The sequence below is a fragment of the Ferruginivarius sediminum genome (assembly GCF_003344765.1).
Classification (GTDB): Bacteria; Pseudomonadota; Alphaproteobacteria; order Kiloniellales; family Rhodovibrionaceae; genus Ferruginivarius; species Ferruginivarius sediminum.
Genome location: NZ_QPMH01000006.1, coordinates 219515 through 242064, shown reverse-complemented (window position 1 = coordinate 242064; position 22550 = coordinate 219515). Strand labels below are relative to the sequence as shown.

General features: G+C 67.0%; 21 protein-coding genes. 8 read left to right on the top strand and 13 right to left on the bottom strand.

What is annotated here, in order from left to right; all coding sequences use genetic code 11:
• Positions 1 to 29 precede the first annotated feature (29 nt).
• From DRB17_RS09065 to DRB17_RS09045, 5 genes are read left to right on the top strand one after another with little or no spacing between them, the layout of a single operon-like run.
• Complete coding sequence (locus DRB17_RS09065; RefSeq protein WP_241503783.1) at positions 30 to 1844, top strand: ABC transporter ATP-binding protein; 1815 nt, start codon at positions 30 to 32, stop codon at positions 1842 to 1844.
• A gap of 43 nt (positions 1845 to 1887) precedes the next feature.
• Positions 1888 to 2616, top strand: coding sequence for a lysophospholipid acyltransferase family protein (locus tag DRB17_RS09060; RefSeq protein WP_241503782.1), 729 nt, complete (start codon positions 1888 to 1890; stop codon positions 2614 to 2616).
• Positions 2617 to 2620: 4 nt separating this feature from the next.
• A complete protein-coding gene (locus DRB17_RS09055; protein WP_114581876.1) occupies positions 2621 to 3910 on the top strand; it encodes a 3-deoxy-D-manno-octulosonic acid transferase in 1290 nt (429 codons plus the stop codon).
• Positions 3910 to 4896, top strand: coding sequence for a tetraacyldisaccharide 4'-kinase (gene lpxK, locus DRB17_RS09050; RefSeq protein ID WP_114581875.1), 987 nt, complete (start codon positions 3910 to 3912; stop codon positions 4894 to 4896). Before DRB17_RS09055 ends, lpxK begins: the two co-directional genes overlap by 1 nt.
• Positions 4883 to 5806, top strand: coding sequence for a lysophospholipid acyltransferase family protein (locus DRB17_RS09045; protein ID WP_114581874.1), 924 nt, complete (start codon positions 4883 to 4885; stop codon positions 5804 to 5806). The genes lpxK and DRB17_RS09045 overlap by 14 nt, the downstream gene beginning before the upstream one ends.
• A 16-nt stretch (positions 5807 to 5822) precedes the next feature.
• On the opposite strand, the gene DRB17_RS20550 is transcribed toward DRB17_RS09045, so the two are convergent.
• Genes DRB17_RS20550 through xseA form a run of 3 tightly spaced genes read right to left on the bottom strand, consistent with a single transcriptional unit; the run spans position 5823 to position 8218 of the window.
• Positions 5823 to 6161: a M23 family metallopeptidase gene (locus DRB17_RS20550; RefSeq protein WP_206607832.1), complete on the bottom strand. Its 339-nt coding sequence runs from the start codon at positions 6159 to 6161 to the stop codon at positions 5823 to 5825.
• A gap of 3 nt (positions 6162 to 6164) precedes the next feature.
• A complete protein-coding gene (locus DRB17_RS20545) occupies positions 6165 to 6626 on the bottom strand; it encodes a hypothetical protein (protein WP_206607831.1) in 462 nt (153 codons plus the stop codon).
• Positions 6623 to 8218, bottom strand: a complete 1596-nt coding sequence (xseA, locus tag DRB17_RS09035; protein WP_241503781.1) for an exodeoxyribonuclease VII large subunit — start codon at positions 8216 to 8218, stop codon at positions 6623 to 6625. Before xseA ends, DRB17_RS20545 begins: the two co-directional genes overlap by 4 nt.
• 69 nt (positions 8219 to 8287) lie before the next feature.
• On the opposite strand from xseA, the gene purD reads away from it, so the two are divergent.
• Entirely contained in the window at positions 8288 to 9589 is a 1302-nt protein-coding gene (purD, locus tag DRB17_RS09030; RefSeq protein ID WP_114581873.1) for a phosphoribosylamine--glycine ligase, read from the top strand.
• A 150-nt stretch (positions 9590 to 9739) separates the two neighbouring features.
• On the opposite strand, the gene DRB17_RS09025 is transcribed toward purD, so the two are convergent.
• The 5 genes from DRB17_RS09025 to DRB17_RS09005 all read right to left on the bottom strand — a co-directional run bounded on the left by DRB17_RS09025 (position 9740) and on the right by DRB17_RS09005 (position 15431).
• Positions 9740 to 10558 carry a UDP-2,3-diacylglucosamine diphosphatase gene (locus DRB17_RS09025; protein WP_114581872.1) on the bottom strand — a complete coding sequence of 273 codons (819 nt, stop codon included), beginning with the start codon at positions 10556 to 10558 and terminating at the stop codon, positions 9740 to 9742.
• A 72-nt stretch (positions 10559 to 10630) separates the two neighbouring features.
• Positions 10631 to 12040 (bottom strand): phospholipase D-like domain-containing protein, encoded by a 1410-nt coding sequence (locus DRB17_RS09020; RefSeq protein WP_114581871.1) that lies wholly within the window; start codon positions 12038 to 12040, stop codon positions 10631 to 10633.
• 292 nt (positions 12041 to 12332) lie between these two features.
• Positions 12333 to 13448, bottom strand: coding sequence for a C4-dicarboxylate TRAP transporter substrate-binding protein (locus tag DRB17_RS09015; protein ID WP_161958761.1), 1116 nt, complete (start codon positions 13446 to 13448; stop codon positions 12333 to 12335).
• A gap of 127 nt (positions 13449 to 13575) precedes the next feature.
• Positions 13576 to 14883: a TRAP transporter large permease gene (locus DRB17_RS09010; protein ID WP_114581869.1), complete on the bottom strand. Its 1308-nt coding sequence runs from the start codon at positions 14881 to 14883 to the stop codon at positions 13576 to 13578.
• 5 nt (positions 14884 to 14888) lie between these two features.
• Entirely contained in the window at positions 14889 to 15431 is a 543-nt protein-coding gene (locus tag DRB17_RS09005; RefSeq protein WP_161958760.1) for a TRAP transporter small permease, read from the bottom strand.
• Positions 15432 to 15649: 218 nt separating this feature from the next.
• On the opposite strand from DRB17_RS09005, the gene DRB17_RS09000 reads away from it, so the two are divergent.
• On the top strand, positions 15650 to 16438 hold the full coding sequence (locus tag DRB17_RS09000; RefSeq protein ID WP_147274865.1) for an SDR family NAD(P)-dependent oxidoreductase: 789 nt from the start codon (positions 15650 to 15652) through the stop codon (positions 16436 to 16438).
• 5 nt (positions 16439 to 16443) lie between these two features.
• Here DRB17_RS09000 and DRB17_RS08995 read toward each other — a convergent pair whose 3' ends face one another.
• From DRB17_RS08995 to DRB17_RS08985, 3 genes are read right to left on the bottom strand one after another with little or no spacing between them, the layout of a single operon-like run.
• Positions 16444 to 17178, bottom strand: coding sequence for an enoyl-CoA hydratase/isomerase family protein (locus DRB17_RS08995; protein ID WP_114581866.1), 735 nt, complete (start codon positions 17176 to 17178; stop codon positions 16444 to 16446).
• A 28-nt stretch (positions 17179 to 17206) separates the two neighbouring features.
• Positions 17207 to 18793: an FAD-dependent oxidoreductase gene (locus DRB17_RS08990; RefSeq protein WP_114581865.1), complete on the bottom strand. Its 1587-nt coding sequence runs from the start codon at positions 18791 to 18793 to the stop codon at positions 17207 to 17209.
• A gap of 32 nt (positions 18794 to 18825) precedes the next feature.
• Positions 18826 to 20364, bottom strand: a complete 1539-nt coding sequence (locus DRB17_RS08985) for an acyl-CoA carboxylase subunit beta (protein WP_114581864.1) — start codon at positions 20362 to 20364, stop codon at positions 18826 to 18828.
• A gap of 196 nt (positions 20365 to 20560) precedes the next feature.
• Between DRB17_RS08985 and DRB17_RS08980 the strand changes: the two genes are divergently transcribed.
• The gene (locus DRB17_RS08980; RefSeq protein WP_114581863.1) at positions 20561 to 20782 is read left to right on the top strand and encodes a biotin/lipoyl-binding carrier protein; all 222 of its coding nucleotides are present in this window, start codon (positions 20561 to 20563) and stop codon (positions 20780 to 20782) included.
• A 9-nt stretch (positions 20783 to 20791) separates the two neighbouring features.
• Here the strand turns inward: DRB17_RS08980 and DRB17_RS08975 are convergent, their stop codons facing one another.
• Entirely contained in the window at positions 20792 to 21292 is a 501-nt protein-coding gene (locus DRB17_RS08975; protein ID WP_114581862.1) for a flavin reductase family protein, read from the bottom strand.
• On the bottom strand, positions 21289 to 22515 hold the full coding sequence (locus tag DRB17_RS08970) for a CaiB/BaiF CoA transferase family protein (RefSeq protein WP_114581861.1): 1227 nt from the start codon (positions 22513 to 22515) through the stop codon (positions 21289 to 21291). Before DRB17_RS08970 ends, DRB17_RS08975 begins: the two co-directional genes overlap by 4 nt.
• Positions 22516 to 22550: the final 35 nt, after the last annotated feature.

The window sequence follows — 22550 nt, the reverse complement described above, 5'->3', positions numbered from 1 at the left end:
CAACTGAAAACGCGCGTGAATCCGGGCCCTTGTCGAAGTCGAAGACCAAATCATTGCCGCTGGACGAGCGCAGCCTGTCGCTGGTGCGGCGGCTGCTGGCAACCTACGTGCGTCCGCACCTGTGGCGCATCGCCGCCGCGCTGCTGTGCATGGCCGTGGTGGCGGCAAGCACGGCCGCCTTCACCCAGCTTATGAAGCCGATCATCAACGACATCTTCGTGAACAAGCGCGAGGAAATGCTGTTGCCCATCGCGCTGGGCGCGCTTGTCGTATTCACCGCCAAGGGTGTGGCCACCTATGGGCAGGCGGTTCTGATGAGCCATGTCGGTTTCCGCATCGTCGCGGATATGCAGCGCGACATGTACCGCAAGCTGATGGATACCGAGCTTGCGTTCTTCAACGAAACCTCGCCCGGCAAGCTGGTCTCGCGCTTCATCCATGACGTGCAGATGCTGCGCAACGCGGTGTCCAACACGCTGACGGGCCTGGGGAAGGACACGCTGACACTGGCGGCGCTGGTCGGCGTGATGTTCTACGAGGACTGGATCCTGGCCGCGATCGCGTTCCTGGCTTTCCCGACAGCGATCCTGCCGATCCAGCGCATCGGCAAGCGTATGCGCAAGGTTTCCGGCAACACCCAGGAGGAAATGGGTCGCCTGACGACCCTGCTGGACGAGACGTTCCAGGGCGCGCGCCACGTCAAGGCCTATAATATGGAGCGACACGAGGCCGCGCGGGCCGAGGAGGCCATCGACGGCGTGTTCGCCTTGATGCTGAAGGGATCGCGCACGCGCAATGCCCTGCATCCCATCATGGAAGTGTTGGGCGGGCTGGCCGTGGTGGGGGTCATCGGCTATGGCGGCAGCCAGGTCATTGCGGGCAACCGCGACCCTGGCACGTTCTTCGCCTTCATCACCGCGCTGCTGCTGGCCTACGAGCCGTTGAAGCGCCTGGCCAAGCTGAACGCGAACCTGCAAGAGGGCCTCGCCGCCGCCCAGCGCGTGTTTGCCCTGATCGACCGCCCGCCGCGCCTGACGGAGAAACCGGATGCGGCGGAGCTTAAGGTCACCCAAGGCGAGGTCCGGCTGGAAAATGTCAGCTTCACCTATAACGGCGAGGACGAGGAAAAGGCGCTGCACGACGTGACGCTGGCGGCGCCAGCGGGCAAGACCTGTGCCCTGGTGGGGGCGTCCGGGGCCGGCAAGTCCACCGTGCTGAACCTGATTCCCCGCTTCTTCGACGTCACGGGCGGGGCTGTCACCATTGACGGACAGGACGTGCGCGACGTCACTCTGCATAGCCTGCGCGACAGCCTCGCCCTGGTCAGCCAGGAAGTGATGTTGTTCGACGACACCGTGCGCGCCAACATCGCCTACGGCCGCCCCGACGCCAGCAGCGCCGACATCGAAAGCGCGGCCAGGGCCGCCGGCGCGGACGACTTCATCGCCGCGTTACCGGAGGGTTACGATACGCTTGTCGGGCCGCGCGGTACGCGTCTGTCAGGCGGGCAGCGCCAGCGCATCGCCATTGCGCGCGCCATGTTGAGGGACGCGCCGATCCTGCTGCTGGACGAGGCCACCTCGGCACTGGACACCGAATCGGAGCGGAAGGTCCAGCGAGCACTGGGCACGCTGATGAAGGGGCGCACGGCCATCGTCATCGCGCACCGCCTTTCGACGGTGATGGATGCTGAGGTCATCTACGTAATGGACAAGGGCCGCGTGGTGGAACAGGGCAGCCATGCCGAGCTGCTGGCACGCGGCGGCGCGTATGCGCGGCTCTACGCGATGCAGTTCGCCGACGAGGGCGAGCGCGAAGCCGCGGACCTGCGCGCCCAAGCCTGACGGTCGAACCATGCGGCTTTCCAAACGAATCCTGAAAAGCGACATGGGCCAGAGATTGTTGTCGCATCTGGCCGCCTTCTACGTGCGGCTGGTCGCATGGACCACTCGGTGGCAGATCGAGACCGGACCCGTTGACCGGCTGGTCGAGGAGGGGGAGGCCGCAATCGGTGCCTTCTGGCATGGACGATTATTGATGTCGCATCTTGGCTGGAAGGCAGAGCAGCCACGGATTCACATGATGATCTCCCGCCACCGCGACGGTGCCCTTATTGCCCGCACGATAGGTCACCTGGGATTTTCGACCGTTGACGCCGACAGCAAGACCGGGGGGCTCAACGCACTTCGCGCCATGAAGCGCTGCCTGGACGCCGGCGACTGGGTCGCCATCACGCCGGACGGCCCGCGCGGCCCCCGCATGCGGGCCAAGGCCGGCACGATCAAGCTGGCTCAGTTGACTGGCGCCCCGGTCGTTCCCGCATCCGTCGCCATGTCGCGGCGGCGGATCCTGAATTCCTGGGACCGCTTCCAGTTGGCGCTGCCGTTCGGACGCGGCATCATCCGCTGTGGCGAACCGATCCGCGTTCCGCGCGATGCCGATGCCGACACGCTGGAGCGCGCGAGGCAAGCGCTGGAGGACGCGCTCAATGGCCTGACGGGCGAACTGGACCGGCGTTGCGGCGTACCAGTCGTCGAACCCGCACCGCAGGCCATGCCCGAGACCGACACGCCGGCGACGGACAGCCCCACGGCGCCGGCCGCGCGGAGCGCTTGAGGAAATGAACATGCTGCCGGTCTATCGCGCGGCCACCACCCTGGGCAGCCCGGCTTTGCGCTGGTGGCTGAAGCGTCGCGTCCGCCAGGGCAAGGAGGATGCAGAGCGCCTGGGCGAACGTTTCGGCCATACCTCCATTGCAAGACCGGCGGGTCCGCTCGTCTGGATGCACGGGGCCAGCGTGGGAGAGTCGCTTTCCTTGCTGCCGCTTATCGACGCCCTCCGCCAGCGGGACCCCGACCTTAACATCATGGTGACCACAGGAACGGCGACCTCCGCCCACATTCTCGCCGGCCGCCTGCCGGAAGGCGTCCTGCACCAGTTCAACCCGGCGGACTCTCCGCGCTGGGTCGCACGGTTCCTCGATACGTGGCAGCCCGATCTGGCCCTTTACGTCGAGTCCGAGCTTTGGCCGGCGATGCTGTCGCTAACGCAGGCGCGCGGCATTCCCACCGGCCTTCTGAACGCCCGCATGTCGGACTCCTCCTACCGCACCTGGCAGCGGCTGCCGGGTCTGATCCGCCCGCTGATGGGCGAATTCCGCTTCTGCCTGGCGCAGAACCCGACGCAGGCGGAGCGGATGGCGGCGCTGGGCGCGCGTAACCCGAAACCGCTGGGCAACCTGAAGTTCGCGGCGAAGCCACTGGCGGCGGACGAGGCCGAGCTGGCGCGTCTTCGCGAGGAGTTCGGCACAAGGCCTCGCTGGCTCGCCGCCAGCACCCACCCCGGCGAGGAGGCCATCGCCGCCGAGGTGCATGCGAGCCTGAAGGCAGCGCACCCCGAGCTGCTGACCATCGTCGCCGTCCGCCATCCCGAGCGCGGCGACAGCGTGGCGCGCGAGTTGCGCGGGCGCGGCCTCAAGGTGGTGCGGCGCAGCCGCGGCGAGACAATCCAGCCGGAGAGCGACGTCTACCTCGCCGACACCCTGGGGGAGATGGGTCTGTTCTACCGCCTGGCGGAGATCGCTTTCGTCGGCGGCTCCATGGGCGAGTTGGGCGGTCACAACCCGATCGAGCCGGCACAGCTTGGCTGTGCCGTGCTGCACGGCCCCGACATGCGCAACTTCTCCGAGGTCGCGGAAGATCTGGCCGAGGCGGGCGGTAGCTGGCAGGTGCGCGATGCCGCCGGGCTGGCTCGTGCCCTCGGCCGGCTGCTGGCCGAGCCCGACACGCGCGAGCACCAGGCGGGGGCAGCGAAGCAGGTCGCCGACGCGCAGGCGGACATGCTGGACAAGGTCCTGGCTGAGTTGGAGCCCTTCCTTGCCCCGCTGCGCGGCCAGGCCAGGGTCGCCTGATGCGTCCGCCCGAATTCTGGGCACGCGACGGCGTTATCCCCAGGCTGCTGTCGCCGCTGAGCGCCCTTTACGACGCGGCGGGCGTCCTGCGACGGCAACTGACGGTGCCCCGGCCTGTCGGCGTTCCCGTGATCTGCGTCGGCAATGCGACGGTGGGCGGCACGGGCAAGACGCCGGTTGCAATCGATCTGGCATGGCGGCTGTCCGGGCAGGGCTTGGCCGTGCATCTGCTGACGCGCGGCTACGGCGCGCGGCGCGCCGCGTCGCCGGTTCGCGTCAACCCGGCCAAGCACACCGCCGTCGATGTCGGGGACGAGGCGCTGCTACTGGCCCGCGCCGGGCCAACCTGGGTGTCGCCGGACCGGATCGCCGGCGCGCGGAAGGCGGTGGAAGCGGGCGCGCAGGTGATCGTCATGGATGATGGCCTGCAGAATCCGCATCTGGCAAATAACCTCGCCCTCCTGGTAGTGGACGGCGCGGCCGGCTTCGGCAACGGGCGCGTCCTGCCAGCCGGTCCGCTGCGCGAATCGCTGTGGCGCGCCCTGGACCGCAGCGACGCGGTCGTCGTCATGGGCCGCGACAGGGCCGGCGTCACGGGCCTGGTCGGTGACGGCCGTCCGGTGCTGAAGGCGAAACTGATCGTGCCCGACGATGCGGCGTCCAGCTTCTTCGGTAAGCGCGTGCTGGCCTTCGCGGGCATCGGCCGCCCGGAAAAGTTCTTCCGAACCCTGGCGGGCCTTGGTGCGGATGTGGTGGAGTCGCGGGGATTCCCCGATCACCACGCCTTTACACGTGAACAGTTGCGCGATCTTCTGGCCCGGGCCGAATCGGCAAACCTGACACCCGTGACGACGGAGAAGGACGCCATGCGCCTGCCCGAGTGGGCGCGCTGGCAGGTTTCCGTGCTTCCCGTCGCGGCGGTGTGGGACGACCCGGCCGCCGTGGACCGCTTGCTGGAGGCGACACTCGCCCATGGCGCAGCCTGATCCGAAGGACTTGATGAAGCGCTATGTACGCTGGCCTTTGGAGGCCGGCGTATTCTGGCTGTGGCTCGCCATCTTCGCGCTGCTGCCGGTGGAGACCGCCTCCAACGTCGGCGGCTGGCTGGGCCGGCACGTGGGGCCGCACCTGCGCCTGTCGCGCCGTGCCACGCGCAACCTGCGCCTTGCGATGCCGGAGCTTTCGGCGGAACAGCGGTCCCGCATCGTCCGGGAGATGTGGGATAACCTGGGACGCACGGCTGCCGAGTATGCACATCTGCGCACCATCGGCGATCCGGCGGAGGGCCGGGTGGAGTGCATCGGTCTGGAAAACGCGCGGGCGACGACTTCGGGGCAAAAGCCCGGCGTCGCCTTTTCCGCCCACTTCGCCAACTGGGAAGTACTCCACCTTGTGGCCGCCGAACGGTCCCGGCGTTCCGCTAGCATTGTGCGAGACCCCAACAACCCGCTCGTCAGCCAGATCCTCACCATCCGGCGGAGTGTCCACGGCGGACAACTGGCGCCGAAAGGGACCAACGGCGCGCGAACGGCGCTGGCCACGCTGGGCGCGAACGGACTGGTGGCGATGCTGATCGACCAGCGCATGAGCGACGGCATCGCCGTTCCGTTTTTCGCGCACACCGCCATGACCGCGCCGGCGGCGGCACAGATGGCGGTGCGCTTCGATGCCCACTTCTTTCCGGTCCGGTTGGAGCGCATCGGCCCGGCGCGCTTTCGCATGACCGTCCTGCCGTCGCTGGAACTCCCGACGGAAGGAAGCCGCGCGGAACGCATCGGCACGCTGATGACGCAGGCGAACGCCATCCTTGAGCAGTGGATCCGGGAGCAGCCCGGACAATGGCTATGGCTGCACCGCCGCTGGCCGAAGGAAACCTATCGGGAACTGGGTCTTTGACCGGGACCCACGGATTCTAATTCATCTTCCCGGCCAGGAACCGGGGATCGATGCGTTCGTCGAACCAGTTGACGCGCCAATCCAGATGCGCGCCCGTCGAACGGCCGGTGGAGCCGACCGTTCCGATGCGCTGCCCCGCCTTGACGGCATCGCCCGGTTCCACGTTCAGCGCGCGCATATGCAGGAAGGCGCTGGTCACGCCGTGGCCATGGTCCAGGATGATGGTGCCGCCGGTATAGTAAAGGCCCGTCTCGGCCAGCGTCACCACGCCGTCCGCCGGGGCAACGACCGGCGAGCCGACGGGCGCTGCGATGTCGATGCCATAGTGCGGCCGCCGGGGCTTGCCGTTCAGCACCCGCTAACTGCCGTAGACGCCGGTGATCGGCCCGTCCGCTGGCCAGATCCAGCCGCTCAGGAAGTCCGCCGCGCCCCGGTCGTTCGCCCGTGCCCGCGCGATGGCCCGGTTCTCCCGGCGGATGCGCTCCAGCACGTCCTGCGGCGGCGTGACCATCTCCTCCGCCAGGCCGTCGATGCGCTGGATCTCATAGTCGCGCTGCTTGACCTTCAGGGTCTTCCGCAGCGTCTCCCCGTTCGGGCCGGCGACGGTCAGGGTGGCATGCGGCCTGTGGTCGCGTCCGAAGCCGAAGACGAAGCGCCCGTCCGGCCCGACACGCAGCTTGCGGCCGTCCAGCACGACGCGGGCGCCCGGCGTGGTCTTGCCGACCACGAGGCCGCCCTGCGCGATCTGCCCCGAAAGCTCCAGCGCCGCCGCCGGCGCGGCCATGAGCAATGCCAGGAGGAAGGCCGCAAGCGTCCTCACAGCAGGCTCCCCTGCTTGCCGTCCGTCTTGCCGGCGCGCGCCTTGCCGCCCGAACCGCCGGGGCTGCCGCCGGGATTGCCGCCGGCCTTGCCCTTCGGCTGCGCGGCACCGCCGGCGGCGACCGCCGCGGCATGGCCGTCGGCGAATTCGATATCGAGGCTCTGCCCCGCCTGGACCTCGCCTTTGCGGGTCAGAACACCCTGCCCATCCGCGTCGCGCACGACGGCAAAGCCGCGCTCCAGCGTCTTGTGATAGGAATAGCTATCCAGCAGCCGCCCAAGCTGATCGAGCTGCCGCCGGGTGTCCCGGCGGACGTTCGCGATGCCCTGGTCCAGCCGCCGCTCCGCATCCACCCGAAGGTACTGCTCGCGCCGGGATTCCAGGTTGCGCGCGCCGGAGCGCACCAGCCGGTCGGCGGTTGCGTCCAGGCGCTCGCGCGCCAGGCCGAGCTGCTGTTCCGGTCGCGGCAAACGCCAGCCCAGCGACTCCACCTTCTCCGCCTCCTGACGCAGAAAGCGGGACACGCCCAGCGTCAGCCGCTCCGCCCGGTCATCCAGGCGCTGCGACATCTCCTGCAGCATGCGCTGCGGGTCCGGCAGGCCGCGCGCCAGCCCCTCGACGCGCGTGCGCCGCTCCTCCAACCCGCGATAGCCCGCGCTGGCCAGCCGCCGCGAGAGGTCGAGGACGAGGTTGGTCAGCTCGCTCTTCACCGGTACCGCGATCTCGGCCGCCGCGCTTGGCGTCGGTGCCCGGCGGTCGGCGGCGAAGTCGATCAGCGTGGTGTCGGTTTCGTGCCCCACCGCCGAGATCAGCGGGATCGTTGAATCCGCCGCCGCGCGCACCACCTCTTCCTCGTTGAAGGCCCAGAGGTCTTCCAGGCTGCCGCCGCCGCGCGCCACGATCAGCACGTCCGGGCGTGGTACCGGACCTGTCTTCGGCAGTGCGTTGAAGCCCCGGATCGCCTCGGCCACCTGCGGGGCGGCCTGCTCTCCCTGCACGGCCACCGGCCAGACCAGCACGCGGCGCGGAAAGCGGTCGGCCAGACGGTGCAGGATGTCGCGGATCACCGAGCCGGTGGGCGAGGTGACGACGCCGATCACCTCCGGCAGGTAGGGCAATGGACGCTTGCGCTCCTCGGCGAACAGGCCCTCGGCCGCCAGCTTCTTGCGCCGCTCCTCCAGCAGCTTCAGCAACGCGCCCTCGCCGGCCAATTCCAGCGAATCGACGATGATCTGATAGCTGGACTTGCCGGCATAGGTGGTCAGCCGGCCGCTGGCGATCACCTCCAGCCCGTCCTCGGGCCGCAGTTTCAGCCGGCCAAGCACGCCCCGCCACACGACGGAGTCCAGCACCGCGTTCTCGTCCTTCAGCCGGAAATAGCAGTGGCCGGAGGAGGGAAAGCTTGGCCGCGAGATCTCGCCGCGCACGCGTACGCGTTGGAAGGCCCCCTCGACGGTGCGCTTCACCGCCTGGCTGATCTCGGCCACGGTGAAGATGGGGACGTTGTCGCGGCCCCCGTTGTCGCGGCCGCCGTTGTCGCCGTTGCCGTTGTCGTTCGGACTGTTCATGGAGTCGTTGCGCGCTTCGGTCATCGCGGCCCTTTATGCTACAAGGCGCGCCTGCAACCAAGGGAAGCGAACGTTCGCGGTGGAGGATCAGGGATGAAGGTGCTTGTGGTCGGTTCGGGCGGGCGCGAGCATGCGCTGTGCTGGACGCTGGCGGCCTCGCCGCTGGCCGATGCGTTGTATTGCGCGCCCGGCAACGCCGGCATTGCCCAGGAGGCCACCTGCGTCGACATCAAGGCCGACGACGTCAGCGGCCTTCGCGACTTCGCCGTGAAGGAAGGTATCGACCTCGTCGTCATCGGGCCCGAGGCGCCGTTGGTCGGCGGACTGGTGGACGAGCTTTCCGCCGCCGGGATCAAGGCGTTCGGCCCCACGAAAGCGGCGGCAGAGCTGGAAGGCTCCAAGGGCTTCATGAAAGACCTCTGCGCGCGGCACGGCATCCCGACCGCCGCCTATCGCCGTTTCGACGAAGCCGATGCCGAGGCCGCGAAGGCCTATGCGCGCGAGCTGGGGGCGCCGCTGGTGGTGAAGGCCGACGGACTGGCCGCCGGCAAGGGCGTCACCGTCTGCCAGACCCTGGAGGAAGCCGACGAGGCGATCGACGCCATGCTGCGCGACCATCGCTTCGGCGAGGCCAGCGCCGAGATCGTGGTGGAGGAATGCCTGATTGGGGAGGAAGCCAGCGCCTTCGCCCTGGTCGACGGGGAAACCGCGCTGCTGCTGCCGAGCTGCCAGGACCACAAGCGCGCCTATGACGGCGACACCGGCCCCAACACCGGCGGCATGGGCGCCTATTCCCCCGCGCCGGTGATGACGGCCGAGCTGGAAGAGCAGGTACGCCGCGAGATCCTGCAGCCCACCGTCGATGCCATGAAGGCGGAGGGCCGGCCCTTCAAGGGCGTGCTCTACGCCGGGCTGATGATCACCGAGGACGGCCCGAAGTTGCTGGAATTCAACGCCCGCTTCGGCGACCCGGAGTGCCAGGTGCTGATGATGCGGCTGATGTCGGACCTGCTGCCCGCGCTGGTGGCGTGCTGCGACGGCGTGCTGAAAAGCTTCGACCTGCGCTGGTACGTCGAATCGGCCATCTGCGTCGTCATGGCCGCGCGGGGCTATCCCGGCGACTATATGAAGGGCGAGCCGATCGGCCGGCTGGACAAGGCCGGCGCCGACAACGACGTCATGATCTTCCACGCCGGCACGAAGCTGGGCGACCAGGGCCGCGTGGTGTCGAACGGTGGCCGCGTGCTTGGCATCACGGCGCTGGGCAACTCGCTGGCCGAGGCGCACGACCGCGTCTACGCCGCCATCGACGAAATCGACTGGCCGGGCGGCTTCTGCCGCCGCGACATCGGCTGGCGGGCACTGTCCAGCGGGACGATCCCGAGCGAGGATTGACGGCCTTGGAAGGTCGATGGGGGCCTAGAAGCCCGGAGAGATACTTGGTTCCGACTGCTGCGCTTTCACTGGGCCGGGTTTCGCCGAAAAAAAATACATGAATGTTCTGTAAATTACGGCCAGGATGCAATAGATTTTACCTTCATCACCCTAGCGGGCCGCAACAGCTTGGGGCGAAAGGACTTCCGGCGCCCGTTCCGAGCTTCCGGCGCGCCGTGACCACGGCAACAGCCCGAGGTTACCGGACCAATCCTCCACCACCGCAGTGCAGCTATCCACCCAGTCGCCGCAGTTGAGATAAAGGATTCCGTCCCCGAACTCGATCGAGGCGTGGTGAATATGGCCGCACACGACGCCGTTGGCACCATGGAGCCGGGCGGCTTGACGGAGGTTGGCCCTGTATTTCGAGACGAAGGGGACGTAGGGCAGGGTCCGGTTCTTCAGAAAAGCCGCGAGGGACCAGTAATCGAACCCAAGCAGAGCGCGCGAACGTCCGACGATCTCGCTGGCGGCCACGCCGGTAAGATAGGCGGCGCAGCCGGCCCAGTAGCCCGGAGTCGACGCCGGCGCCGCCGGCTCGTATTCGTCCCCGTGCACGACCAGGAGCTTTCGTCCGTCGGCCGTCGTGTGGATCGCGCGCTCGGCAACTTCGACTCCGGGGAGTAGGGCGCGCGGGCCGGTGCGATTTCGCAGGTCTGGATCGTGGTTGCCAGGCAGGTAGACGATCCGCGCGCCGGCACGTGCCTTGCGCCGCAGGGCGCGAACGACGCGGCCATGGCTGGCTGGCCAGTAATGGCGCCGACGCAGGCGCTTGATGTCGTAGATGTCGCCGACAAGGTACCAGGTCGCAGCCTCGTTCGATTCGATGAAGCTGAGCAGATGCTCGGCCTTGGCGAGGCGCGAGCCGAGGTGAAAATCCGACAGGAAGATGGCGCGGTGCATGATGTCCAGGCGTTCGGCGACAGGCAACAGGGGCTTGGATAGCCAAAGAGTATATGGATAGGCCGCGCCCGAGGTGCAATGATTGCGTTCGCCAGGGCGCTACAGGTAAGGGAGCAGCAGGCGTGCCGTCGCGTCGCGCAGTTGCATCCATTGGGGGCGCGCCGTCGTGTCGCCGTCCGTCAGGGCTCGTGCGTTCGCGATCTTTCGGTCGATGGCCTGATCCACGCGGGCGGTCAGTTCGCTGTCGTAGACCTCCACGTCCAGCTCGAAGTTCAGCCGGTGGCTACGAACATCCCAGTTCGAGCTGCCGACGATGCAGAACACGCCGTCGACCGTCGTTAGCTTGCTGTGATCGAACGGAGGCGGCGACATAAAGACGCCCTGCCTGACGCCGGTCAGGAACTGGAGATTTGCCCGCATGGCCCAGTCGACGAGTGGCTTGTTGCTGTGTTCCGGAATCACGACCTCAACGCGCACGCCGCGAAGGACGGCGAGGGACAAGGCCAACTGCAAGTATCTGTCGGGCAAGAAATAGGGGGTGGCGATGCGGATGCACTCACGTGCTTCCACGATCGCGGTTGAGAGAATTGTCTCCAGGGTCTCGATATCCTCGTCCGGCCCAGACGTCAGCGCCCTGGCCGTCACAGCGCCCGTCGATGGGACGGTCGGCCACCAGCAGTCGTCAGTCAGCGACTCGCCGGTCGTGAAATTCCAGTCGTCGGCGAACGCCTGCATGAGATGGCGCACCACTGGACCAGCAAAATGCGCGTGCGTGTCGCGAACGGCGATCGGCGGGCGCATCGTGTGATCGGCGATGTTCATGCCCCCGGTGAAGGCGCGCTCTCCGTCGATGATGAGCAGTTTCTTGTGGTTGCGCATGTTCACGAAGGGCATGCGCCAGGGCTGCCAGGAATGCAGGAAGCTGGACGCCGGCACGCCGCGCCGTCGCAGTTGGCGCAGCATGGGATATGTGAAATAGCCGCCGCCGACGCCGTCCACGAGGACGCGAATGGCAACGCCACGCGCCTGGGCGGCGGCAAGGGCGCCGGCGAAGGCTTCACCGGTGTCGTCCGACTCGAAGATATAGGTCGCCAACGCCACGCTGCGACGGGCCTCTCGGATTGCCTCAAGCATCGCCGCGGCGGCGACGTCGCCGCGCTCGTACAGCGTCGCCGCGTTGCCCTGCACGAGCCGCCGGCCGGTCACCCGGCGACCGACCCTGGCGACGCGGGCCAGGTTGTCGGGGACATCCGGTTCCGGACCGAGCCCGGTTTCCGGCTCGGGGCGGTCGGACCTGTAAAGGTGGCTGAGGCGGGTGGCTTTGCGGGCAATCCGGTTGACGCCGAAAACGGCGTAGAGCAGCGAGCCGACGAAGGGCGACAGCCACGCCAGCCCGATCCAGGCAACAGCCGCGCGTCCGTCCGCCTTGGTCAACAGCGCGTGGGCCGTCACCCTGGCGGCCGCCAGGACGTGAAGGCCGGCGAGCCCCAAGAGAAGATGATTGTTCATTCGGACGGTCTAAGACCGATTGGTTAAGACGTCGAGTGCCCGGTGCGCACTGATGCGGACCCGAATCGCGGATCGGCGGACGTCGTGCCGGTTATTCCCGGGTGGGGATGAATCCGTTTTGACCGGGTGACCTATTTCGCGCGCGAGACGGGGTAGCGCGCCGTTACGGAATGTTACAATGGCTGCAGCCTCGGCATGACCGGGCTCGGGTTCGCGCCGCGGCGGAAGGGCAAAAAAGAAAACGCGGGACGGGCCGGGCCCGCCCCGCGCATATCAAGTCAGTCGACAGGGATTACTTGACGGCGACCTTGCTGTAGATCTCATCCCAGAGAAGCTTCTCGAACGTCTCGATATCGCGTCCGTGCTCTTCCAGCAGGCCGACCCATTTCTCTTTCAGGGCGATGACCTTTTCGGCAATTTCCTGCGGCTTCTTGATGCCGCGTTCCTTGCCCTTGGCGACGACGAAATCGACGTAATTCTCGCGGAACTTCGCCAGGAAGTCGGCCACGTCCTGGTCGGCGTAGTAGAACTTGTTGCCCTTGGCCTCCATCTCCTTGCGGACTTCCTCATCCAGCTCGATGTAGTTCATCACGCTGCGGGCGACGAGGTGGGGGATGTGCTTCATCATCGCGCGCCGCTCGTCCGGGGTGAGTTCGTTCCACTTCTCCAGGCGAAGGTTGAACAGTGACGCGCCGGTGAAGCCGCCGAGCGAGTTAAGGATGACATTGTCCGCCACCTCGCCAAGCGAGCGCGTGCGCTGGCTGGTGATGGAGTGCGTGGCGCAGTCGATCGTCCCGCGCTCCAGCCCCTCATACATGTCGTTGGTGGACATGCTGATCGGCACGCCGCCCATCTCGCGGATGAGGTCGGCCATCGCGCCGAAGCCGCGGATCTTCGTGCCATTGAGGTCGTCGAGGCTGCGGTATTCCTCCTTGCACTGCAGGAGGTAGTCGGTCAGCGCGTAGGTGGCGAGGAACTTCGTGTTGAAGCCCTTCTCGTACTCTTCCGCGCATTCCTCGCACTCGAAGAGGATAAGCTCGTTGGTGGCGCCGGTCATGGCCAGGGCGTCGTTGTTCAGGACCATGAAGTCGGCGAGATAGTTATCCACCGGCATCTCCGAGGGCACGTAGACGCCCACGAAATAGCCGGCGTCGGCCAGGCCGTCGCGGACACCCGAGGGGATGTCCTTCGGACCCAGCAGCGACGAGGCGAAGTGCGCCTCGAAGGTGACGCTGCCGTCGGTTTCCTGCTCGACGTCCTCGAAGAACTGTTCGAGCACCGGGTTTGTGGAGTGCTTCAGGCCGAGATAGTTGGCGTAGACGATATTCGTCGTATCGGCCGCCGCCGAGTTGAGAAGCGATGCCACCGCGCAGGTGGCGACCGCCGCGCCCATCAGGCATTTCCTCATTGAACCCTCCCGTGTATGCGGGCGATTGCACCGCTTTTTTGCTGGAACTGGGACATGGGCCAGCCGTCCGGCTGGGGCGAAGGCGCCGAGGCGCATTTGCATGTCCTGCCTGTTGTGCGCGCCTCGATCATTGCATTAAGTCTGGCAGGACAAGGGAGATTTCGGGGAACGCGATCAGCAGCGTCAGCGTCACCAGTTCGGCTCCGACGAACCAGAGGATCCCCTTGAAGATCGTCTCCAGCGGAACCTGGTTCCCGACGACGCTTTTGATCACGTAGACGTTCAGGCCGACCGGCGGTGTGATCAGGCCGATCTCCAGGTACTTGATGACGAGCACCCCGAACCAGATCAGCTCCGCGCCGCTCGCCTCGAACATCGGCAGCAGGATCGGCAGCGTCAGCAGCATCAATCCGATGGAGTCCAGGAACATCCCCAGAACGATGTAGATCACTGAGGCGCCAATCACCAGCAGCACCGGATTGACGGCGAAGTCCTCCATGACCTGGCTCACCGCGATGGGGACGCCGGACATGGCCATGAAGCGGGTCAGCAGGATGCCGCCCAGCGCGATGAAGAAGATCACCGACGTCGATTTCAGCGAGTCCAGAACCGCTTCCTTGGCGACCGTCCAGTTCAGGCGGCGCTTCACGGCGGCGATCACGAAGGCGATGAATGCGCCGCCCGCGCCGGCCTCGGTCGGGGTGAAGAAACCCGTATAGATACCGCCCAGGACGCCCACGACAAGGACGGGAAGCGGCCAGACGTCCTGCAATGCGGTAAAGCGCTCCCGCCAGGTGACGGCGGTCTCGGCCGGCGGCGCGAGCTTGGGGTTCAGGACGCAGCGCGTGATGATCATGGCCGCGAAGACGGCGGCGGACAGCAGGCCGGGCAGGATGCCGGCGATCAGCATCTTGCCGATCGAGGCTTCCGCGAAAATCGCAAACAGGATCATCAGGATCGACGGCGGAATCAGCGAGCCGAGCGTGCCGGCGGCCGCCACGGAACCGGTCGCGAGACCGGGGTCGTAGCGGTACTTCAGCATCTCGGGGATGGCGATCCGGCCCATGGCGGAGGCTGTCGCCACGCTTGAGCCCGAGGCCGCGGCAAAGCCTGCGCAGGCCGCGGTGCTGGCAATCGCCAGGCCGCCCGGCAACCGGCTGAGCCAGAGCCTTGCCGTCCTGAAGAGGCTTTCCGTCAAGCCGGTGTGATAGGCGACGTTGCCCATCAACAGGAACATCGGCACGGCGGACAGCGACCAGTGGGCGATGAAGTTGTAAGGCAACGTTTCCAGCGATGCGACGGCCGGACCGATGCCGCGCAGCGCGGCGATGCCGCCGACGGACACGATGCCGAGCGCAAACGCGATGGGCACGCGAAGCCCCAGAAGGACAAGGAGGATACCGAGCCCGAGAACGCCAATCGTGACTGATGACATACCGCTTAGACCTGCTCAGCGTCTTCGGTGTGCTTGGCTTCCTGATGACCGCCATCGAGGCCGAGGCCGAACAGAAGCTCGTGGATCGCCTGAAGGACCATGACGATCGCCATGGCGCCGCATCCAAACGGGACGAACCAGCGCGACGGCCAGACCGTGACATCGATGAGGCCCACGCGGATCTCGTCGCGCGCGGTCATGGCGATGGCCTTCTCGATGCCGGAGTAGGTGAAAATCACCAGCGCCGCGGCGCAGACGACAAGTACCGCCGCGTCCATCAACGCTTTGGAGCGTGGGCGCATCCACATGGTGAAAAGCTCGATCATCACGTGGCCGCGCTCGCGCTGGACCATGGCAAGCGGCAGGAAGACGACACCGATCATGTAATAGGCGGAGACGATTTCGGCCGTGCCGGGAATCGGCGCGGCGAACGCGTAACGTAAGGTGACGTCCAGCATAACCTGGAGCATCATGGCAACGATACACACGGCTGCCACGAACGTAAGCGCCTTGGCCAGACGTTCGGTGCTCCGCTCCAACAGGTGCATGCGGATGCCTCCCCCCTCGATGTGCCTTGATGGTTCTTGGATGCCGTCTCTCTGGACCGGGCACCTTAGACGCATTATAACATTGTGCCGTTGGCAATCAACACAAAGACGCAAAATCGATCTTATGAAATTGTAGCAATTTGCCGGGTTGTATCGCTTGCGGAAAATTCAATGGGCGAAACGCCGAGGGTTTCGGCGGCGGAAAGGGGAGGACTCGGGTGACAGGCGAACTTGAGGGACAGATGGCATGGGTGACGGGCGCGTCGGGTGCGATTGGCCGGGCCGTCTGCCAAACATTCTCGCAGGCAGGCGCGCGTCTTGCCTTGACCGGGCGCAATGCCGACAAGCTGGCGGACGTCGCGGCGTCTCTTCCGGCCGGTGGTTGCGATCCCATCATCGCGCCGGGCGACGTGAGCGACGCCGGGCAGGTTACGGCGGCGGCGGATTCGGTTCGCGGGCAGGCGGGGCGGATCGACATCCTGGTGAACTCGACCACCTGCCCGATTTTCGGGGACTTTCTGGACCTGACGGATGCGGACTGGCTTTCCGTCCTGGATGCCAAGGCGCTGGCGTACGTCCGCACGGCGCGGGCGGTGATACCGGGGATGATCGAGGCGGGCGGCGGTGTCATCGTGAACGTCTCCGGGCGTGGCGGGCATCAGCCGAACTCGCCGTCTCACCTGGCGGGCTCTTGCGCCAACGGGGCGGTCAACACGCTGACGAAAGGCCTTGCCAACCTGTACGGACCCAGCGGTATCCGCGTGAACGCCGTCGCGCCCGGTCCGGTCGCCTCCGAGCGATTTGAGCGCATCCGGGCGGCGAACCAGGCGCTTGCCGAATCCGGCGGCGTCAGCGAGCGCAGCGGCACGCCGGTCGCAAGCCCTTTGGGCGACATGGCCGAGCCGGCCCAGGTCGCCGACGTCATCCTGTTCCTGGCCTCGAAGCGCGCGCGGTTCATGACGGGCAGCGTGCTTCAGGTCGACGGCGGCGGCACCGCCTCGCTCTGAACCGCTCAGGCCTCGCCCTGTCGTGCGGCGGCCAGGCGGTAACCGACATTCGCCTCCGCCGCCAGTTGGATTGCGACCTCCGGCGTTTGGCCCGCGCAGTCGCGCAGCAGGCGCTTCAGCCGCGCCAGCAACTCCGGCTCCACCTTTGCCAGGCTCTGCGCGATGTCCAGCGCTTCCTTGGCGGCATCGGTGTCGGCGACCCGGCTGACCAGGCCCAGTTCCGCCGCCTGCCGCGACGACAGGCGCCGGCCGGTGGCGAGCAGGTCGAACGCCCGCTTTTCCCCGACGGCCCGCAGAAGCGTCGGCGTCACAAGCGCGGGCATCAAGCCCCTTGCCGCCTCGGGATACCCCAGCACCGCGTCGTGCGCGGCAATGGCCATATCGCAGGTGGCGACAAGTCCGCAGCCCGCGCCCAGGGCGTAGCCATGAGCCGCGGCGATGACCGGCTTCGTCATGGAGACAAGGGTCTGGAAGACGGCGGCCAGCCGCTGCGCGTGCGCGCGGATCGTGGCCTCGTCCGCGAGCGTCGCGAAGCCGCCGGTATCGACCCCGGCGCAGAAGGCGCGCCCGGCCCCGCTCAGCAGGACCGCCCGCACAGCCGGATCACGCTCGGCCGCCGAGAGGGTCGCGGAAAGCTTGGCGATCAGCGCCTCGTTGAGTGCGTTCAGCTTCTCCGGGCGATTCAGCGTCACCCGGCGGACGCCGCCGATATCCTCGATCAGCAGGACAGGCTCACTCATCGCGGCACGTGCTCCCTGTTTCCGGCGTCTAGTCGCACCAGCTCGGCAGCCGGGCGGCGTGCCGGGCCGCCGTCCAGCCGCCGACGAAGCACTCGGCCAGGTTGCCGCCGCCCATGTAGATGTGACCGAAGACGCTGCCCAGCTCGCCAGCGGCATAGAGGCGGGGGATCGCCTCGCCGAACGGGTTCAGCACACGCTGGCAGGCGTCCCGCCGGGGGCCGCCCTGGGTGTTGATCACCACCGGATGCACGCGGCCGAAGTAGAACGGCGGCTTGCGGATCGCCCCCATCGTGTCGGGCTGCCGGCCGAAGTCGGTATCGTCGGCGGTCTCGACGGCGCGGTTCCAGCGTTCGACGGTCTCGATCAGATTCGCTGCCGGAACGCCCATCTTTTCCGCCAGTGCGGTCAGGTCGTCGGCGCGCTCGAAGATGCCGAGCTCGATCTCCCGGCTGTTGTCGGGGCTCCAGTCATAGCGCGCGTGCGGGTCGTTGTGGACCGAGCGGCCAAGCGGATAGGTGTTCCGCCCGTCCTCGTCGAACACCATGAAGGCGGGGTTGTTCGGGAAGGACTGGGTCTTCGGGTCGAAGGCATCGAACGGGCGCACGCCGGTGTCGCCGGGATAGGGTGGGTACTCGTCCATGAACCGGCGGCCAGACTGATCGACCAGGATCCACACCATTTTCGCCAGGGCCTTGGTCGACGCACGGTCGTTGCCGCCATTGGTGACCCCGAGATCGGAGACGAAGTCCGGCCGGCCGGGCGTCCACATCGGGATCGCTTTCAGATACAGCGCGAAGGGATAGTCCGGATCCGGGTGCTTCAGGCCATAGGGCCCGTGGTAATGCCACATGTGCCAGAGGTCGGCGCCGACGGCCTGGGCCATGCGGATGCCGTCGCCGGTATTGCCGCGGAACGAGCCCGTCAGGATGGGCGTGGCCTGGAAATACTGGTTCTGCATCTCGCGGTCCGCCTCGAAGCCGCCGCAGGTCAGGATCACCCCGCGCCGCGCCCGGATCGCGCGGCGCTCCCCGTCGATAGAGGCCACGAGCCCCAGGACGGTGCCGTCGCTTCCGGTCACGAGCCGTTCGGCGCGGGCGTTGAAGGCGGCGGGAATGCCGCGTGCCTCGACGTTGTCCTCCAGCAGCTTGAACAGGCGCGTGCCGTTCTTGACCGGCTGCATTGCATGATAGCTCTCGCGCCCCTCCAACTCGGGCACGGCGTTGACCTCGCAGTAGGCCAGCGATTCGAACCCCGGCAGCGGATAGTTCCCAAGCGCCGGCGTCACCCTGACCGAGGCGCCGTTCACGGCCGCCAACCGGCGGATGTAGTCGGGGGCAAGTGCCATCCCCTCCGCCAGCACTTCCAAGATGTTCTCCGGCGTCCTGCCCCCGCAGGTCGCCTTGAGATAGGCGAAAGCCTCCGCAGCATCGTCGGTGACGCGCACGCCGCCGGCGGAGGCGATGGACAGGCCGCCAGGGAAGGACATCTTCTCAAGGATCAGCGTTTCGGCGCCGGAATCGTGCGCCTCGATTGCCGCGACGCCGCCGGCGGCGCCATAGCCGACCACGACGATGTCGACGTCCCGGTCCCAGGTCGTCGGAATTGATTCGTTCATGTCTGCCATATGCGCGCGAAGCCTCGGCGCCCTCACGGGTCGATACGGTGTTTGAAGCCGGCGGCGCGGGTGGCCCTCGCGCGCGCCAGGGTGCCGGCGATGATCTTTCGCGTCTCGCCGGGCTGAATGACGTCGTCGATCAGCCCCATCTCGGCGGCCAGGTGGGCCGAGGCCTGTTCCTCCGCCCGCGCCAGCAGTTCCTTGCGTTTGGCGTCGGGGTCGGCGGCGTTCGCGATCTCCCGCGCACAGGAGATCTCCACTCCGGCGGCGGGGCCCATCACGTCGAACAGCGCGGTCGGCCAGGCGACGATGGCGTCCGGGTTCATCGTCTTGCCGCCCATCGCCAGGTAGGCCAGCCCGATGGCCTTGCGCAGCACGATCGTGACCTTCGGCACGCTGGCGCCGATGATCGTGTTGAGGAAACGCGATGCCAGCGAAACCATGCGCTGGCCCTCGATGTCCGGCCCGACGACGAAGCCGGGGCAGTCGGTGAGGAAGACCAGGGGAATGTGAAAGGCGTCGCAGAGTTCGATGAACTTGCGCACCTTGTGCACGGCCTTGTCGTCCAGGGCGCCGGCCCAATGCATCGGGTTATTGGCGATCAGGCCAACGGTTTCGCCGTCGATGCGCGCCCAGGCGGTCAGCAGATTGGGGCCGTAGAGCTTGCGGTAGTGGAACAGTTCGCCGCCGTCCACGATCAGCCGGACCACCTGCTCCATGTCGTAGGCGCGCCGGCCGTTTTCGGATACGAGCGAGGCGATCTTCGCCCGGCCGTCCTCGGTGTCGACTTCCGCTGCCCGAGGTTCCGCGCAAGGCGGCAACTCGGCCGAGCTTGAGGGCATGTAGGACAGGAACCGGCGAATGGCGAGCAGGCTTTCCTCCTCGCTGTCGCCGACGTGATCGACCTGGCCGGTCTTCTTCGCTGCTTTCTCGGCCCCGCCGATCTCGGCGGCGGAGACCTCCTTGCCGATGCCGACCTTCACCACCGGCGGGCCCGACATGCCCATGAAGCCGGTGTCCTTCACCATTGTGACAAAGTCCGACTGCATGGCGGTGAACGAGGGACCGCCGAAGCATGCGCCCATGAGCGCGGCAACCTGTGGAACCTGGCCGGAGAGGCGGTAGTGCTCCCGGAAGCGGTGGCCGATACCGGCGGCCATGGCGCCGTTGTTCTCTTGAAACCGCCCGGCGCCGGCTTCCATCAGCGCGATGAAGGGCTTGCCATGCTTCAGCGCCAGCTCGCGAATCCGTACGGTCTTGGCCTCGCCGACGCGGCCGCGCGTGCCGGCCAGGACGCTCCCGTCGTCGGAGGTGACATAAACCTCGCGTCCGTCGATGGTTCCCGACCCGGCGACAAGTCCGTCGGCCGGCGTGCGTTCGCGCAGATCCGGGTGCTGGCTGCGGGCCAGGATGCCGATTTCGCTGAAGGATCCGGGGTCCAGCAGGATGTCGAGCCGCTCGCGCGCTGTCAGCTTGCCTTTCGCGTGCAATTTGTCGATTGCCGCCTTTCCGCCCATCTCCCTGGCGGCGCGCCGTCGACGCTCAAGCTCGTCCAGCGTGTCCCGATCCATCCTGAGTTTTCCTTCTTTCGTTGCAGATCGCGAGCGCGTGCCGCCGCGTCGCTCCCCCTTCAGCTACTTATTCCATAATGTGCCTATGCATATCAACTCATTTGCCATACATTGTGTCAGTGAATAAGGTCACGAGCGGCCCCGAGGGCGCCGCGAATGCACACATTCCGATCAACGAGGGGGAGCGAGCCGGCATATGACGAAGCAGGATGTGACATCGACCGTCACCGGAACCGTCTGGAAAGTCGAGACCGCCAAGGGGGACAGGATCGCGGAAGGCGATCCTATCCTGATCATCGAATCCATGAAGATGGAGATTCCCGTGATGGCGCCGGTGGCCGGCGTTGTCAGCGAGATCCTGGTCGCCGTGGACGACATGGTGGACGAGGGCCAGATCCTGGCAGTCATCGAGGCGTGAGCCGGCGCTTCAGCGCGCTGCCTCATGTTCGGCCGCGAGGCCGGCGTAGTCGCCATCGAAGTACAGCAGCGGCTCGCCGGCCTCGGTCGTGCGCACCGCCACGACACGTCCAAGAAAGACCGTGTGGGTCCCCGCCTGCACGGTTTCGGTAATCTCGCAATCGAAGTTGACGAGCGCGCCGTCAATGGCCGGAGCCCCGGTCTTCAGCGTCGTCCAGCGGCATGCCGAAAACCTGTCCGCCCCTTCCAGCTCGAGAAAGCGGCGCGCCATTTCGGATTGTTCCTGCGCCAGCAGGTTGACGCAGAAACGTCCGCTGTCGCTGATCGCCGCGTAAGAGCGCGCGCTTCGATTAAGGCAGACAAGCAGCGTCGGCGGCTCGGCGCAGACCGAGCAGACGGCCGTCGCCAGCAAGCCCGCGGGCTGGCCGTCGCTGCAGGCGGAGATGATGTTGACCGCCGCGGCCAGCCGCCGCATGCCGTTCTTGAATTCCTGTGGGTCCACTTGGCTCATGCTTTCCGTCCAGAGTTCGTTTGCGCGTGATCGTTCGCCTCGTGCAGCACGCCGGCGTCCAGCAATGCCGTCACTGTCCGCGCTTCTACGCCCCAGTCGTGGAGCGCGGCGCGCGTGTGCTGTCCGGGCCGCGGCGGCGGGCCGGCGATTCGCCCCGGTGTTCCGCTGAAGCGCGGCGCCGGTGCCGGTTGCCGCACACCCGCGACCTCGGTGAAGGTGCCGCGTTCCTCCAGGTGAGGATGCGCCATCGCCCGCGACAGCGGCAGCACGGGGGTGACGCAGGCCGCCCTCCCTTCGAAGCGGGCGGTCCAGTCGGCCAGCGTCTTGGAGGCGAAGGCCTCCGCGAATCGGTCCCGTAGGATTGGCCACCCTTCGCGGTCGTGCTGTGCCGGCAAGGCCGCGTCCGATAGTTCCAGGACTCTGAGCAGTTCCGCGTAGAACTTGGGCTCGATGGCGCCGACGGCGATGAACTCCCCGTCCGATGTTTCGTAAACGTCATAGAAGGGCGCGCCGCTGTCGAGGCCGTTGGTGCCACGCTCTTCCCGCCACATGCCGGAGCGGGCCATGCCGCAGAACATTGTCATCATCGACGCGGCGCCATCCACCATCGCCGCGTCGACAACCTGCCCCTCGCCCGTCCTTGCCGCGTTCAGCAACGCGGATACGATACCGAAGGCAAGATAGGTGGCGCCGCCGAAGTCGCCGACGAGGTTCAGTGGCGGGGTCGGCGGCCCGCCCGCGCGCCCGATGGCGTGCAGCACGCCGGCAAGGGCGATGAAGTTGATGTCGTGGCCCGGCTCGCGGCTCATCGGCCCGTCCTGGCCCCATCCGGTGATTCGCCCGTAAACCAGTGCGGGGTTCCGCTCACGCACCCTGTCTGGCCCAAGACCCAGCCGCTCCATCACGCCCGGCCGGAATCCCTCGACCAACACGTCCGCGCGGCCCGCGAGATCCAGGGCCAGTTCCACGGCTTCGGGCCGCTTCAGGTCGATGGCGACCGAGCGGCGCCCGCGGTTCATCAAATTGAGCTGATAGGGCTGGCGAGGCCCGGACTCGTCCGTCGCCGCGCGGTCCAGGCGCAGCACCTCGGCGCCCATGTCGGCCAGCATCATGGCACAGAACGGGCCGGGGCCGATGCTTGCGACCTCCAGAACCTTCACGCCTTCAAGGGGTCCGCCGGGACGTCCCGGCGCGCCGGAAACGGGCTGCTTTTCCGTGGTCATGCGTAATTTTGCCTTGATGAATTGGGATTATCAAG